At 66.6% G+C, this 15757-nt stretch carries 13 protein-coding genes; 10 read left to right on the top strand and 3 right to left on the bottom strand.

The window, feature by feature from the left end; genetic code table 11:
• The first annotated feature begins 1 nt into the window (after position 1).
• From BCHO_RS00065 to BCHO_RS00055, 3 genes are all read left to right on the top strand, one after another.
• The gene (locus BCHO_RS00065; RefSeq protein WP_024540816.1) at positions 2-679 is read left to right on the top strand and encodes an amino acid ABC transporter permease; all 678 of its coding nucleotides are present in this window, start codon (positions 2-4) and stop codon (positions 677-679) included.
• Positions 680-682: 3 nt separating this feature from the next.
• Positions 683-1798 (top strand): amino acid ABC transporter permease, encoded by a 1116-nt coding sequence (locus tag BCHO_RS00060; protein WP_024540817.1) that lies wholly within the window; start codon positions 683-685, stop codon positions 1796-1798.
• Between the two features lie 174 nt (positions 1799-1972).
• Positions 1973-2953, top strand: coding sequence for a PPK2 family polyphosphate kinase (locus BCHO_RS00055; protein ID WP_024540818.1), 981 nt, complete (start codon positions 1973-1975; stop codon positions 2951-2953).
• A 51-nt stretch (positions 2954-3004) separates the two neighbouring features.
• Here BCHO_RS00055 and BCHO_RS00050 read toward each other — a convergent pair whose 3' ends face one another.
• Positions 3005-5572, bottom strand: a complete 2568-nt coding sequence (locus BCHO_RS00050; RefSeq protein WP_024540819.1) for a DEAD/DEAH box helicase — start codon at positions 5570-5572, stop codon at positions 3005-3007.
• A gap of 88 nt (positions 5573-5660) precedes the next feature.
• On the opposite strand from BCHO_RS00050, the gene BCHO_RS00045 reads away from it, so the two are divergent.
• Positions 5661-7100, top strand: coding sequence for a replication-associated recombination protein A (locus BCHO_RS00045; RefSeq protein WP_024540820.1), 1440 nt, complete (start codon positions 5661-5663; stop codon positions 7098-7100).
• 104 nt (positions 7101-7204) lie between these two features.
• Positions 7205-8680: an MFS transporter gene (locus tag BCHO_RS00040; protein WP_029675419.1), complete on the top strand. Its 1476-nt coding sequence runs from the start codon at positions 7205-7207 to the stop codon at positions 8678-8680.
• A 156-nt stretch (positions 8681-8836) separates the two neighbouring features.
• Here BCHO_RS00040 and BCHO_RS00035 read toward each other — a convergent pair whose 3' ends face one another.
• On the bottom strand, positions 8837-10714 hold the full coding sequence (locus BCHO_RS00035) for an AMP-dependent synthetase/ligase (RefSeq protein WP_051354864.1): 1878 nt from the start codon (positions 10712-10714) through the stop codon (positions 8837-8839).
• A gap of 285 nt (positions 10715-10999) precedes the next feature.
• Here BCHO_RS00035 and BCHO_RS00030 point away from each other — a divergent pair, with 285 nt between their 5' ends.
• From BCHO_RS00030 to BCHO_RS00015, 4 genes are all read left to right on the top strand, one after another.
• Positions 11000-12565: a DUF6508 domain-containing protein gene (locus BCHO_RS00030; protein WP_152595863.1), complete on the top strand. Its 1566-nt coding sequence runs from the start codon at positions 11000-11002 to the stop codon at positions 12563-12565.
• A 129-nt stretch (positions 12566-12694) separates the two neighbouring features.
• Entirely contained in the window at positions 12695-13417 is a 723-nt protein-coding gene (locus BCHO_RS00025; RefSeq protein WP_051354865.1) for a GNAT family N-acetyltransferase, read from the top strand.
• A 2-nt stretch (positions 13418-13419) separates the two neighbouring features.
• The gene (locus tag BCHO_RS00020; RefSeq protein WP_024540824.1) at positions 13420-14220 is read left to right on the top strand and encodes a MazG nucleotide pyrophosphohydrolase domain-containing protein; all 801 of its coding nucleotides are present in this window, start codon (positions 13420-13422) and stop codon (positions 14218-14220) included.
• Positions 14207-14575 (top strand): metallopeptidase family protein, encoded by a 369-nt coding sequence (locus BCHO_RS00015; protein ID WP_024540825.1) that lies wholly within the window; start codon positions 14207-14209, stop codon positions 14573-14575. Before BCHO_RS00020 ends, BCHO_RS00015 begins: the two co-directional genes overlap by 14 nt.
• A 191-nt stretch (positions 14576-14766) precedes the next feature.
• Here BCHO_RS00015 and BCHO_RS00010 read toward each other — a convergent pair whose 3' ends face one another.
• Positions 14767-15126, bottom strand: coding sequence for a YccF domain-containing protein (locus BCHO_RS00010; protein ID WP_024540826.1), 360 nt, complete (start codon positions 15124-15126; stop codon positions 14767-14769).
• Between the two features lie 347 nt (positions 15127-15473).
• Here BCHO_RS00010 and BCHO_RS00005 point away from each other — a divergent pair.
• Positions 15474-15757, top strand: a 284-nt coding sequence (locus tag BCHO_RS00005; RefSeq protein ID WP_156097561.1) for a hypothetical protein, incomplete at its 3' end; no start/stop codon positions are given.

Raw genomic sequence — 15757 nt, 5'->3', positions numbered from 1 at the left:
CATGGAAGGATTCATTTCGCTGTTCCAGCAGTACAACGTGCCGGCCGCGTTCCTCGTCAACCTCGAACTGACGTTCTGGTCGGCGCTGTTCTCGGCGATCCTCGGCATCATCCTCGTGCTCATGCGCATCTCGCCGGTCTCGTCGATGCGGCACGTCGCCGGCGGCTACGTCGAGTTCTTCAAGAACATGCCGCTGACGATCATCATGGTCTTCATGGTGCTCGGCGCATTCGCGCAGCTCAAGCTGAGCTTCTCCGACAACTTCCAGACGAACTTCTTCTGGCTCGCCGTCGTCGGCCTGTCGCTGTACACGGCGGCCTTCGTCTGCGAATCGCTGCGCAGCGGCATCAACACGGTGCCGCTCGGTCAGGCCGAGGCGGCGCGCGCGATGGGGTTGAGCTTCATGCAGTCGGCGACGCTCATCATCATGCCGCAGGCGTTGCGCGGCTCCGTCGCGCCGCTCGGCAACACGCTCATCGCGCTGCTCAAGAACTCGACGGTCGCTGCGGCGGCCTCGGTCGCCACCGAGACCTCGTCGCTGATGAGCGAGATGATCGAGTTCCGTCCGGACGTCATCATCCAGATCTTCCTGATCTTCGCGTTCGGCTACGTCATCCTGATCATCCCGATCGGTCTGCTGACGACGTTCCTGTCCAACAAGCTCGCGGTGCGGAGGTGAGCCATGGCCGCAAATGAAAGCGCATTGCTGTTCGACCAGCCCGGTCCGAGGATGCAGAAGAGGATCAGGATCATCAACTGGGCCGCCGCGATCGTGTTCATCGCGATCGCCGTCCTCATCCTCCTGCGGCTGCACAATCCGCCGGACGGCGAGAACCAGCTCAGCTGGGAGCTGTGGAAGCCGGCGCTCGACGGCGAGGCATGGGCCGACTTCTATCTTCCCGGCCTGTGGGCGACGCTGCGCGCGACGTTCCTCGCCGTGATTGGCGCCGTCGCCTTCGGCCTGCTGTTCGGCGTGGGACGACTCATCCCGAACGCGCTCGTGCGCGGCGTGTGCGGCGTCGTCATCGAGTTCTGCCGCGCCGTGCCGGTGCTGATCATGATGATCTTCTTCTGGCGTTGGTTCGCGTTCATGGACATGCCGAGCCCCGCGTACTGGTCGGTCGTCATCTCGCTCGTGCTGTACAACGGCTCGGTCGTCGCCGAGCTCGTGCGCTCCGGCGTCGGCAACCTGCCCAACGGGCAGCATGAGGCGGCCGTCGCGCTCGGACTGACGCGCACGCAGTCGCTGCTGAGCGTCGAGGTGCCGCAGGCGATCTACGCGATGATGCCGGCGGCGGTCACGCAGCTCGTCGTCGTGCTCAAGGACACGGCGCTCGGCTCGATCATCATGTACACCGACCTGCTGCAGGAGTCGCGCCGACTGGGGTCGATGTACTTCAACATCCTGCAGACGCTCGTCGTGGCCGGCGTCATCTACTTCATCCTGTGCTGGCTGCTGTCGAGGCTCGCCGAATGGCTGCCGGTGCGCATGCAGCAGCGCACGATGGCGCCCACCGAGGCCGAGCCGGTCGCGCCGATCGCGATCCTCGACCCGTCGAACGTCAACCAGATCGCCGTCGCGCGTGAGGAACGTCCGCTGGGTGGCTCGCAGCGCCTCTACCATGTGCATCACCGCGGCACGAACGCGTCGATCCACAATTGGCGCCGCACGCGCTACACGCAGGGCTACGACGAGACGCAGCCGCAGAGCCAGGTCTCCAAGGAAGGCCATCAGCACCACCACCGCCCCCATCCGGGTCGCGGCGGCCGGCCGAAATCGGACGACGGACGCTCGTAGGCGCGGCGCACGCCCGTAAGGTCGGTGCACATCCGCTAGGCGGCCACGGGTCGGATCGGGGACGGATCCCCGAATCCGCCCCGTGGCCGCCTTCGTCGTTATGGGTGGTCGTCGTGCTGCCGGCAGGAGCAAGAGAAGGCGAGGGCGGAGGATGCAGGCATTAGACTTGGGGGTATGGCGAAAGACAAGCAGTCGAAGAACATCAAGAAGACGATGAAGCAGATCGCCTCACAGGCCCAGGACGTCGAGGACGCGGACACGATCACCGAGCGTCTTGCGCGCGCGGCCAAGTCCAGCGACATGCTCAGCTCGGTGTGGACGCTGCCGCCGGCGCAGCGGCTTCGGTTCTCGGCGAACACGGAGCTCACCGGCATCGACGCCGGTTCGACGCCCGGATTCGACGGCGACCAGGACGACGGCGAGCGCTTCATCGCGCTGAGCGCGACCGAGATCGCGCGCTACCAACGGCTCATGTACGCCAACGGCATACGCGGCGACCATCATCGGCTGCTCATCGTGCTGCAGGGCATGGACGCCTCCGGCAAGGGCGGCATCGTCCGGCATGTGTTCAGCCAGGTCGACCCGATGGGCATCCACTACCACGGCTTCGGCGCGCCCACGCCGGAGGAGCGGCGCCACGACTATCTGTGGCGCATCCGCAAGGAGCTGCCGGCGAACGGCTGGATCTCGATCTTCGACCGTTCGCAGTACGAGGACATCGTCATGCCGCACATCTACGGGACCGTGCCGCAGGAGGTGTGGCAGGAACGCTACGACGAGATCAACGCCTTCGAACGCGACCTCGTCGCCGGCGGCTGCGCGATCATCAAGATCTTCCTCGTCTCCAGCAAGGAGGCGCAGCGCAAGCACTTCCTCGACCGTCTCGACGACCCGCGCAAATACTGGAAGTTCGATCCGAGCGACCTCGACGCGCGCGACCGCTGGGACGAATACATGATCGCCTGGCAGGACGTGTTCGAACGCACGAGCACCTCGTACGCGCCGTGGTATCTCGTGCCCGCCGACAAGCGCTGGTATTCGCGCATCGTCGTCTCCGAATTGCTGCGCACGACGATGAAGAACTTCAACATGACATGGCCGCCGCTCGACGTCGACCGGGACGCGGCCATCCGCAGGCTCAACGCGGACTCGTGACCGGGGGCGCCGGCGATCGCCGCGCACCGGACGCATCGACCGTGCGTGTGCTCAGTCGGATTCGGTCACGTTCCGGACGCTGTAGTCGCGGAAGACGACCTCGCCCTGCTCCTGCGTGGCGTCCAGATCGACGACGCCGGTGATCGCCCAGTCGTGGTCGCCGTCGGAGTCGTCGAGGATCTGCCGCACCGTCCATGTGTGGTCGCGTTTCTCGTCGCGGTCGTCGATGATGAAGAACTCGCCGCTGCGCGCCTTCATGTCGGTGCCGACGTACTCGTGTTCGTCGTAGAACGCGTCGAGCACGTCCTCCCATTCGTGCACGCCGTAATGCCAGTCCTTGTCGAGCGCGCCGAGCGCCTCCGGGTCGTCGAGGTCGATGAGCTGGACGCGGCGGAACAGCGCGTTGCGCACGAGCACGGTCAGGCCTCTGCGGTCCTCGACGACGGCGTCCGCCGTGGCCGGTGCGGCGAGTGTCGCCGCGTCGCCGGCGTCGAGACGGCCCGCGTTCTCCCATTCGTCCACGAGGCTCGAATCGATCGAGCGGACGACGACGCGCAGCCATGCGATGATGTCGTCGAGCCGTTCGTCGCGCTTCTCCGGCGGCACCGTGCGCGCGAGCACGCGGTACGCGTCGGACAGGTAGCGCAGCAGCGTGCCTTCGGAGCGCGCGATGTTGTACCGGGCGATGTAGCCGGTGAAATCGGAGGCCGTCTCGACCATGTCGCGCACGACCGACTTCGGGCTCAGCCAGTAGTCGTTCGCCCACGGCACGTCATGGCGGTATCTGGCGAAGGCGGCGTCGAGCAGGTCGGCGAGCGGCTTCGGATAGGTGATCTCCTGGATGCGTTCCATGCGCTCGTCGTAGTCGACGCCGTCCGCCTTCATGTCCGCCATCGCGGCGTCGCGCGCCTGGCGCTCCTGTGCGCGCAGCACCTGCTTGGGGTCCTCGAGCGTCGCCTCGACCATCGAGATCACGTCGAGCGCATAGGTCTCGCTGTCCGGGTCGAGCAGCTCGAGCGCGGCGAGCAGGAATGGGCTCAGCGGCTGGTCGAGCGCGAAGTCGCGCGGCACGTCCACCGTCAGGTAGTAGTCCTTGCCGCCGTCGGGACGGTCCTCGGTCTCGATGACGTCGGTGTCGAACAGCGTCGTGAAGATCTCGTCGGCGCGCGTATGCAGCCGATCCTTCTGCTCGGGCGTCTGCTGCGAGTCGTCGATGAGCCTCTCGATGCGCCGGCGCGCGTCGCCGCCCTGCTCGACCTCGTTGAGCACCATCGCATGCGTGATCCTCATCTGGGGGACGAGGGTCTCCGGAGCGGCGTCGATCAGCTTGTCGAAGGTCTGCTCGTTCCAGGTCACGAAACCCTCCGGCGCCTTCTTGCGCTTGATCTTGCGCAGCTTCTTCGGGTCGTCGCCGGCCTTCGCGACGGCCTTCGCGTTCTCGATCTCGTATTCGGGTGCCTCGGCGATGACGAGCCCCTCAGTGTCGAAGCCGCTGCGGCCCGCACGGCCGGCGATCTGATGGAACTCGCGGGCGCGCAGCCGGCGCATATGCGTGCCGTCGAACTTCGTGAGCTGCGTGAGCACGACGGAGTGGATCGGCACGTTGATGCCGACGCCGAGCGTGTCGGTGCCGCAGATCACCGGCAGCAGGCCCCTCTGCGCGAGCTGTTCGACGAGACGGCGGTAGCGCGGAAGCATGCCGGCGTGGTGGATGCCGACGCCGTTGCCCAGCAGACGCTTGAGGATCTTGCCGAAGGCCGTCGTGAACTTCGTGCCGGCGATGGCCTCGGCGATCGCCTTGCGCTGCTCCTTGCTGGAGACGCCGGCGCTCGCGAGCGACTGCGCGGTGTCGAGGGCGGCGTCCTGCGAGAAGTGCACGACGTAGATCGGCGTCTCGTTCTTCCCGATGGCCAGCTCGATGGTCTTCTCGAGCGGGTTGAGCGTGTACTCGTAGGACAGCGGCACCGGGCGCGGCGCGTTCGCGATGATGTCGACGTCGGCGTCGGTCATCGCCTCGAGCTTGTCGGCGATCGCGTCGACGTTGCCGAGCGTGGCGCTCATCAGCAGGAACTGCGTCTGCGGCAATGTGAGCAGCGGCACCTGCCACGCCCAGCCGCGTTCGGGGTCGCCGTAGAAATGGAACTCGTCCATCGCGACGCAGCCGATGTCCGCGTGCGCGCCCTCGCGCAGCGCCTGGTTCGCGAGGATCTCCGCCGTGCAGCAGACGATCGGCGCCTCGGCGTTGATATGGGAGTCGCCGGTGATCATGCCGACGTTGTCGCGGCCGAACACGTCGACGAGGTCGAAGAACTTCTCGGAGACGAGCGCCTTGATCGGCGCCGTGTAGTAGGAGCGCCGGCCGGTGCACAGCGCGGCGAAGTGCATGCCGAGCGCCACGAGCGACTTTCCCGAGCCGGTCGGCGTGTTGAGGATCACATGGTCGCCGGCGAGCAGGTCCATGACCGCCTCCTCCTGATGCGGCCACGGCTCGATGCCTTTGATGTCATTGACCCACGTGAAGAAGCGCTCGTAGATCTCGTCGTCGCTCAGTGGCTCCATATGGGAGCCCCAGCTCGGCGCGAGCTCGCCGAGGGAACCGTATTTCGTTGCGTCCGTCATACCGTCCAGTCTAATGCGAGGCGCGGCGCGGCGGCCGGGACGGCATGTCGAACAAATGTTCGAACGAAGGGGCGTTAGACTGGAGACCATGACGGAAGACCTGTTTTCGGCGACTGACGCCGATGATGACCTCGTGCGGCCGCTCGCCGTGCGGATGCGCCCGACGACGCTCGACGACGTCGTCGGGCAGCGGCGCGCGCTCGCGCCGGGCTCGCCGCTGCGCAGGCTCGCCGACCCCGAGTCGCGCGGTTCGCTGACGGCGCCGAGCTCGATCATCCTGTACGGGCCGCCCGGCGTGGGCAAGACGACGCTCGCGTACATCGTCGCGCAGCAGTCGGGACGCGTCTTCGAGGAGCTGTCCGCCGTCACGTCCGGCGTCAAGGACGTGCGCGCCGTGCTCGCGCGTGCCCACGAACGGCTCGTGGCTCAAGGCAGGGAGACGGTGCTGTTCATCGACGAGGTGCACCGCTTCTCCAAGTCCCAGCAGGACGCGCTGCTGCCGAGCGTCGAGAACCGCGACGTCACGTTCGTCGCGGCCACGACCGAGAACCCGAGCTTCTCGGTGATCAAGCCGCTGCTGAGCCGGTCGGTCGTCGTCAAGCTCGAATCGCTCGAACCCGACGAGCTGAAGCGCGTCGTCACGCGCGCCGTCGACGACCCGCGAGGCCTCGACGGCAAGGTCGTGCTCGAGAAGGCGGCGCTCGACGACATCATCCGCATGGCCGGCGGCGACGCGAGGAAATCGCTGACGATACTCGAGGCCGCCGCCGGCGCGCTCGACGAGTCGCCGCGCGCCGAAGGCAACGGCGCTGGCGAAGGCGCTGGCGGCAGCGCGAACTTGTCCAAGCCGGTCATCACGCCGCAGGTCGTCGCGCAGGTCATGGACGCCACCACCGTGCGCTACGACAAGGACGGCGACGACCACTACGACGTCGTCTCCGCGTTCATCAAATCGATGCGCGGATCGGATCCAGACGCCACATTGCACTATCTGGCCAGGATGATCCGCGCGGGGGAGGACCCGCGGTTCATCGCCCGGCGCATCATGATCGCCGCCGCCGAGGAGGTGGGCATGGCCGCGCCGCAGATCCTGCAGGTCACCGTCGCCGCCGCGCAGGCGGTGGCGATGATCGGCATGCCCGAGGCGCGGATCATCCTGTCGGAGGCGGCGCTCGCCGTGGCGACGGCTCCGAAGTCCAACGCGAGCTATCTGGCGATCGACGCCGCGCTCGCCGACATCGACGCCGGCCATATCGGGCAGGTGCCGCTGCATCTGCGCAACGCGCCGACGAAGCTGATGGAGAGCTGGGGCAACCACCGCGGCTACCAGTACGCGCACGACGCCCCGGGCGCCGTCGCCGCGCAGCAGTACATGCCGGACGAACTGGTGGGGCGCGAGTACTATCATCCCAATGACAGGGGCTACGAGCATGAGCTCGGGCCCCGTCTCGACGCCATCCGGTCGATCCTGCACCGGGCGCCTGCACCGGACGCGCCGCAGGCGCATGATGGCACGTCCGATCATTGACAGGTGATACCGGCCGCCCCATGCTGCGGCGCGCCGGCATGGGAAGGAGCATGCCCGTTTTGAGCGTGAAGCAGAGCAGGTCCGGCGCCGCCGGCGAACATGGAATGGGGCGCACCGCCGCAGGCGCGGCCAAAGCGGGGGACGAACGGATCCCGCGCCGGCTCATCGGCTCGATCGTCGCGGTCGGATCGCTCGCGTTCATCGGCATCCTCACCGAGACGGTCATGACGGTGCTGTTCCCGCAGCTGATGGAGGAATTCGGCGTCGACATGGCGACCGTGCAGTGGATCACGACGATCTACCTGCTGTCGGTCGGCGTCACGATGCCGCTGTCGTCGTACCTCAACCGCCGCTTCACGATGAAATCGACATTCGTGGCCGCCGTCGCGCTCGCCGTCGTCGGCTCGGCGATCATGGTCTTCACGTCGAACTTCGCCGTCATCCTGCTGGCGCGCGTCATCCAGGGCGTCGGGTCGGGCGTCGCGACGCCGCTGATGATGAACATCATCCTGCAGCAGTCGCCGCGTTCGAAGGTCGGCAGGCTCATGGGCGTCGGCTCCCTCGTCATCACCGTCGCGCCGGCAATCGGGCCCACGGTCGGCGGCGCCGTGACGAGCGTGCTGCCGTGGCGCAGCATCTTCGTCTTCGTCATTCCGGTCGTGCTGCTCGTCTCGCTGCCGACCGGGCTGGTCTGCATCCGCCAGGGCCGTCCGCTCGAGGAGGCGAGGCTCAACCCGCTGCAGTTCCTGGCCGTCGTCGTCGGCCTGGCCTCGCTGATCCTCGCGATCAACCAGGGCGGCGTCGCCATCAGCGACGCCGTGTCCGGCTCGCCGGCCATGTCCACGGCCGTCGTCGCGGCGGTCGCGTTCGTCGTCGGCGTCGCGGCCCTCGTGTTCTTCGTATGGTCGTCGCGGCGTTCGTACTCGCCGCTGATCCGTCTGGGATGGATGCGCGACCGCGTCGTCCTGTTCCATCTGGCCGCCTATCTGCTCATGCCGATGGTCGGCATCGGCTTCGGCTACGTCATCACGAACCTCGCGCAGCTCGCACTCGGCACGACGGCGCTCGTCGCCGGCCTGCTCGTGCTGCCGGGTGCGCTCATCGGCGCGTTCTTCGCGCCCGTCGGCGGCATGTTCTACGACCGCTACGGTGCACCCCGCCCGATCCTGTGCGCGTTCGCGGCGTGCATCGTGGCGCTCGCGCTCATGCTCGTGTGCTCGATGCATATGACGCCCGCGCTGCTCGCCGGGCTGTACTTCGTCTTCGGCGTCGGCTACGCGCTCGGCTATTCGAACATCCTGACCTCGGCGCTGCGCGACGTCGCGCCCGAATTCTCGCCCGACGGCAACGCCGTGTTCAACACGTCGCTGCAGTTCGGCGGCGCCGCCGGCACGACGCTGTTCTCGACGGTGTTCGCGATCGCGCAGGCGGGCGCCGGCGCGCAGGGCGCGGCGCGCTTCGCGCATGCGACCACGGTCGGAGGAAGCTGGACCTTCGCGATCATGCTGCTCATCGTCACGACCTCGTGGTGCCTGCTGTTCGCCGCCTTCCGTCTGCGTTCGCGGCGCGCCGCCCGCTGACCGCCCTCCTCGCATGCGCCGTCCGGCCGACCGGGACGGCGCATGCCGTTTCGCGGGGCTCGGGGGTGCATGCGGATGCGAACGGATACGGAAAAGGGGCGCGGTCCGCATTCAATGCGAACCGCGCCCCTTTTCCGTATCCGGCGCGACGTGCCGCTACTTCTTGCGCGGCACGTAGATGACCGTGTCGATGAGCTTGCGGTAGTGGTCGATGATCTGCTTGCGGCGCGTCTTGAGGCTCGCCGTGATCATGCCGTTGTCCTGCGTGAACTCGTCGGGCAGGATCTCGAACTTGCGGATCGACTCGGCGCGCGAGACGCCCTCGTTCGCCTTGTTGACGATGCGCTCGACCTCGGCGTAGACGATCGGGTTCTTCGACAGCTCCTCGAGCGTGGCGGCCGGCGCGGCGCCCTGCGACGTGAGCCATGCGTTCGCGTCGTCGAGGTCGAGTGTGACGAGCGCGGCGATGAACGGTTTGCGGTCGCCGATGACGAGGCACTGCGCGACGACCGGCGACGTCATGACCGTCGTCTCCAGCTGGCCGGGGGAGACGTTCTTGCCGCCGGCCGTGATGATGAGGTCCTTCTTGCGGCCGGTGAGCGTGATGAAGCCGTCCTCGTCGACGTCGCCGAGGTCGCCGGTGTGCAGCCATCCGTCGGTGATCTGCTGCGCGGTGACCTCCGGCTGGTTGTGGTAGCCCATGCACACGTTCGCGCCGCGGAAGCACAGCTCGCCGTCCTCGGCGACGCCGACTGTCGTCCCGCACAGCGGCTGTCCGATCGTGCCGATGTGGTTGTTCTCCGGCAGGCTCACGCTCACCGGTCCGCAGGTCTCGGTCATGCCGTAGCCCTCGAGCAGCGGCATGCCGATGCCGTTGTAGAAGTGCGCGAGATCCGGATCCATCGGCGCGCCGCCGGTGATCGCGAAGTCGGCGTTCGGGCCGAAGACGGTGAGGATCTTCTTGTAGACGACCTGGTTGTAGAACGCGTGGCGCATCCTGACCGACAGCGGCATCTTCCTGTCGGACTGTTCGTAGGACGACCAGTCCTGCGCCGCCTTGACGCCGCGCAGGAACATGCGTCCGGCGAGGCCGGTGCCGGCGCGCTGCGACGCGGCGTTGTACACCTTCTCGAACACGCGCGGCACCGCGAGCAGCAGCGTCGGGCCGAAGGACTCGAAGTCCTTGATGATCGTCTTCATGTTGCTGCTCAGGCCCAGCGTGAGCGTGCCCGCGAAGGCAACGATCGTCATGAAGCGCGCGAAGACGTGCGACATCGGCAGGAACAGCAGCAGGCGGCGGTCGGGGATGTCGATCGCGCGCGGCATGTACTGCAGCGCGTGCATGCATTCGGCGGCCATGTTGCGGTGGCTGATCTCGATGCCCTTCGGCGTGCCGGTCGAACCGGAGGTGTAGATGATCGTCGCGAGCGTGTCGCCGTGCGCCGCCTTGCGGCGCTTCTCGAACTCGTCGTCGCCGACGTGCGCGCCGAACGCGATGATCGCGTCGACGGCGTCGGATTCGATGACGTAGGTCGCGCGCAGCGACGCGACGTCGTTGCTGATCGACTCGACCTTGTCGCGCTGCCCGTCGTCCTCGGCGAACGCGAGCACGACCGACGAGTCGTTGAAGACGGTGCGGATCTGCGACGGGGAGTTCGTCTCATAGACGGGAACCGTCACGCAGCCGATCGCCATGATCGCCAGATCGAGCGCGACCCATTCCCAGCGGGTGTGCGCGATGATCGCGATCGATTCGCCCGGCCGCGCGCCCCATCCGATGAGGCCCTTCGCGATCTGGATGACCTTGTCCCGGAACTCGGTCGCCGAGAACGTCTGCCATGCGCCGTCGGCGTCCTTGTAGCAGACCATCGAACCATCGGGGTCGCGCTGCGCGCGCTGCGCGAGGAAGTCGAAGAGGTTGATGTCCGGGTCGATTGGCTTGTGCAACGGGGTCGTGTATTCCTTGACGATCGTCGTCGCGTTGCTGACTTCGTCGTCGGTGCGCCCGACGCGCTTCGTGTTGTCTTCGCTCATAGGTATACGATTACTCGATTGCCGATACAAAAACGTGGTCTGAGCCGCCCATTCCCTACGGTTACGTAAGCGTTCGCGGAGCGTCCCGGAGCGCATCCCGCGCGTGTCGCATCCCGACATGCACGATTCGCTATGAGAGAACAAACTGCTATACTAAATGCACATGAATAACGAAAGATGGCTATTGAGCGCCCTGTTCCGCTGGTGGCTGATAATCATTTCCTCGAAAGGCAGGCCGCAAGGGATAATGCCCCTACGGTCACCGGCCGGATGAAGGAGGTAGGCTTGGTCAGGAGGCAGTGCATATGCGGCGCCCCGCTGCACGGACTCGACGCGCAAGGTCCGCAGATGTTCGGGTTCATACCCTCCTCGTCGCTCGCCCATTACAACTACGACTGCGAATTCGACACCGGCGTCACATTGCCCGGCGGCCGCGTCTTCGAGCAATGCCTCGAATGCGGCGCGATGACGCTGTGCGAATACCCGACGCTCGACGGCTCGCTGCGCGGCGACGACCCGCTCATCACCTACGGGCCGGGCACCGTCTACGAGCAGTGCGACATCGCGTCCGTGCCCATGACCTACCGCTCGTTCCGCGCGCTGATGTCCTCGGGCGTGACCGGAGGCGTCATGTACTCGCAGGCCTTCCGCGCCAACCTCGCCGAACTGTTCCGCACCGACGAGCGGCACATGCCCAGCTGGAAGGTCGCCAAGGACGCGATGCTGGACGTCGCCAACAACGCGCTCGACGAATGGTGGTACGCGTCGGTCGGCCGCAACTTCATCGTGCTGTACGAGGACCCCAAGGTGCCGCAGATCGTCAGCGCCTGGCACCGCATCCCCGGCATGGCGATCAAGAACTCCGACATCGTGCGCATCAACGGGCTCAACGCCGACCCGCGACGCCACGGCGCGAGCGACACGATCGAAATGGCCGCCGAACGCGAACTCGAGATCCCCGACGAACGCCGCGCCGCGCTGCGCATCGGCAATCAGGCGCGCCTGCGCCTGATCGAATCGGGCATCGGCATCGGCCGCGGCATGCGCGAGCTCGCGTCATGGTCGAGCCCGGAGGCGCTCGCGGGCGGCGCACGGCTGTTCGACGAGGACGCCGTCGTCGAGCTTACCGACACGTCCTTCGGCATCCGCCACGCCGTCGTGCGCGACGACGGCCACGACGAGCAGGTCGACCTGCTCACGCGCCACGATGTCGTCGCGAAGGTCGCCTGCACCTGCGACGTCGCACAGTCGCGTCACGTGTGCGCGCACATCGTCGCGATGGTGCTCGAAATCGCGCGCCGCTACCGTTTCCGCATCACATTGCCGACGCCGGTGGAGCATACGCACGGCGCGATGACGCGCACGGGCGGCGCCGCGCAGATCGACCGCGCGATGTTCGACCACTACGCGGACGTGCTCGACGTGATCCACGAGGACGACGCCGACGGGCCGCGCTACGACTGGCTCACCTCGTACATCGAGCCCTTCGAGGCGCCGTCGACGCCGCTCTACCGCGTCGAGTTCCTCACCGAGGGGCCGCTCGCGGTGTACAACGTGGGGTATTGCGTGTACAACGAGGTCGTCCTGAGCTTCATCGACATCGTCATCAGCCAGGGCGACCACGACTACATGCGCACCCTGCGCAGATACGGGCTCGACAAGGATGTGTCGATTCCGATCCTCAACGTCGACACGCTCGACGCCGAGCTCATCGCCGCGCTCGTCACGATGATCGTCTACCGCGAGCGCCGCAACGAGGGGTATCTCGCCGAATGCCTCGAAAGCGGCGTGCTCATGCGGCTGCTCAGAAGGCTGCGCGACATCGACGGCGTATGCGGGCGGCTCGTGTGACGGACGGCTGCGGCGACGGCGGCGCCCACGTGTGCGGGCGCGGCGGAAACGCCATGCTTCGCCGGCTGCGCCCACGCCGGAAGGTGAATTGCGGCGTGGCCGGCGCGCCCGGCGCGTAGCATGTGAGGTATGAACGAAGCAATCACCTATAGGACGCTGCGCCGCGAGGACTACCCGGCGATCACGCGGATGCTGTGCGACGCATGGCACACCGATCCAACGATGGACCACGATCTGGAGATGAAGCTCGCCGAAATCGACCTCGAGCACTGCCTCGGCCGCGCGACGGCCGCGCAGGTGGCCGTCAGCGGCGACGAGGTCGTCGGCGTCGTGCTCGGCAGGATCGATTCGCATGAGACGCGCAACGGCCTCAACGACCACCATGTGCGCAACATGCGGCTGCTCGCATCGCTGCTCACGTCGTCGCGCGGCCGCAAGGCGCTGCTGCGCATGAAGCATTACGAGGACACGAACCTGCGGATGATCGCCGAGGCGAAGAAAGACGGCCACGCCTATCAGGGCGAGCTCGTGCTGCTGCTCGTCCGTCCGGACATGCGCGGACGGGGCATCGGCGCCCATCTGTTCGAGTGGATGACCGACCGCTTCCGCCAGGCGGACGTCGAACGCTACTTCCTGTTCACCGACAGCGCGTGCGACTACTCGTTCTACGACAAGGCCGGGCTGACACGGCGCGCCGAGTCGATCGTGCTCGACAACGAGCCGCATACGCCGAAGGGGGACGCCGAAGTCCACGCCGAGCATGACGACATCGACGACCATCTGCACGCCTTCGTCTACGACAACGAGACGTCGCCGTCGAACGAGGGCGTCAACCCGCTCGGTCGTGACTGACGATGGCGGATATGCATGAACAGGACGCCGCAGGCGGCTACCGGCTGCCGGAAGGCTATGAACGCTGCTCGAAGCTCGACCCTGTGCGCGACGCGCCGGACGCCTTCGGTCGCGTGCGCGCGCTCGTGAGGATCCTGCACGGCCCCGACGGCTGCCCGTGGGACGGCGCGCAGACGAACGAGTCGCTGCTCAAGCCGATGCTCGAGGAGACCTACGAGTACGTCGACGCCGTCGAGACCGACGACCGCGACAACATGCGCGAGGAGCTCGGCGACGTGCTGCTGCAGTCGGTGTTCCAGGCGCAGGTGTGCTCCGAGGACCCGGACGACCCCTTCGACCTCGACGAGGTGTGCGACAGGCTCATCGACAAGCTCATCACCCGCCATCCGCAGGTGTTCGCGCCCGACGACGAGACGTCGCGGCCGCTCGACGCCGACGAGACGCTCGCATTGTGGGAGCGCATGAAACAGCGTGAGAAACGCCGCGCGTCGGTGCTCGACGGCATCTCGAAGGCGCAGGGCGCGCTGCCGCGCGCCGCGAAGGTCGTTTCGAGGATCGGCAAATCGGAGCATGCGGGCGAGCTCGACGCCGCCTTCGACGCGCCGAGCGCGCTCGACGACGACTACGCCGACCGGATCCTGCGGATCGTACGCGAGGCGCGGCGCGACGGCGTCGACGTGGAAGGCGACCTGCGCGTGCGGCTGCGCGAGGTCGAGACGGCGATCGCGGCCATCGAGGCGACGCTCGCCTCGGACGACGGCGCGGATCGGGGAACGGAAGGAGATGACGATGGAGATCAGTAGGAAGGACTTCAACGCCGCCGTGCGCGAGGCGATCGCGGGACTGCCGCAGAAGTTCAAGGACGCGCTGCAGAACATCGCGATCACGACGGCCGACGAGCCGACGAAGGAACAGCTCGAATCGGCCGACGTCGGACATGGCGAACTGCTCGGCCTCTATCAGGGCACGCCGATCACGAAACGCGGATTCAGCTTCGCCGGCGAGCTGCCGGACGTCATCACGATCTTCCGCGGCCCGCACGAACGCGTCTGCCACACGCGCAAGGAGCTCATCACGCAGATCCAGAAGACGGTGCTGCACGAGATCGGGCACTACTTCGGCTTCGACGACGCGTATCTGCATTCGCACGGATACTGATCGTCGGTCGGCGGACGACGGTCGCTCGGCGGCAATCGGTCGTCAGTCGGCGAATGGTGGACAGTGGTCGGCGGACGACGGTCGAAACATCAAGTCGGAACATCGGAAGGTGGGCGCATCCCGTACCGTCGGGATGCGCCCACCTTCCGATGTTCCGCGTGGCGGGACGCGCGGCACGGATGCATGCGGTCTCAGACGATCTGCGAGCCGAAGGGCCACAGGGCCAGCTTCGCCATCTTGAAGCTCTGGATGCCGAAGGGCACGCCGATGATCGTGATGCAGTTGAGCAAGCCGGCGACGCAGTAGCCGAGCACCATCCACAGGCCGACGAGCACGACCCAGATGATGTTGAGCAGCAGCGAGCCGGCGCCGCCGCCGTAGACGACATGCGTGCCGAACGGCGTCAGCGTCAGCTTCGCCATCTTGAACGCCTGCACGCCGAGCGGGATGCCGACGATCGTGATGCACAGCACCAGCCCGACGACGAGCCACGCGATCGCGATCTCCAGACCGCCGAGCACGAGCCAAAGGATATTGCCGATCAATCTCATACCAGCAGTATACGGGCGCCCCGCGCTTATCAGTAGTCGTCCCTACGGGTGGTCGTCGCGGAATGCTGTCATACTGAGGGCGCTCGTCGTGCGCGAACACATCACACGCAGGGGCACCCTGAGGCGAACACGCCCGGGGTTGAGAGGACCTCGGTCCGACCCTTTGAACCTGTTGGTTGACACCATCGTATCGTGTTTGACGGCGGAAACCGTGTGGGCGCATGGGCGTGGCCGTGCAAAACATTGGTATTACGCCGTTTTGGGTATCATGTGCATAGCAGGTGGGTGCCATGTGGTGCCCTTCTGCATTCATTAAACATTCATTAAACGTTCGAGGGAGGCTGGACATGCCAAGGAAAAGGGCCACCGGGGCGGCGCGCCCGTACCCGTATCGGCAGAAGCGCCGCATGAAGGACGGGACGGTGAAGATCGTGGAACGGTGGAAGGTCGAACTGTCGTTGGGCGGCGGCAGGACGAAGCAGATCACCGCAAGCACGTTCCGTGAGTGCGAACGCAAACTGAAGGAGGCGCGCGCACGGCTGAACCTGACCGGAAGCGCCGACGCGCCGGATGCGCGGCCTGTGCGGCATTACACGGCGTTGTTCCTCTCGGACGCCCAGCGTCGCGTCGC

Origin of the sequence: Bifidobacterium choerinum (genome assembly GCF_000741135.1) — a bacterium.
Classification (GTDB): Bacteria; Actinomycetota; Actinomycetes; order Actinomycetales; family Bifidobacteriaceae; genus Bifidobacterium; species Bifidobacterium choerinum.
Note: the sequence above shows the minus strand (reverse complement) of the source record. Positions and strands in the feature narration are given on the sequence as shown.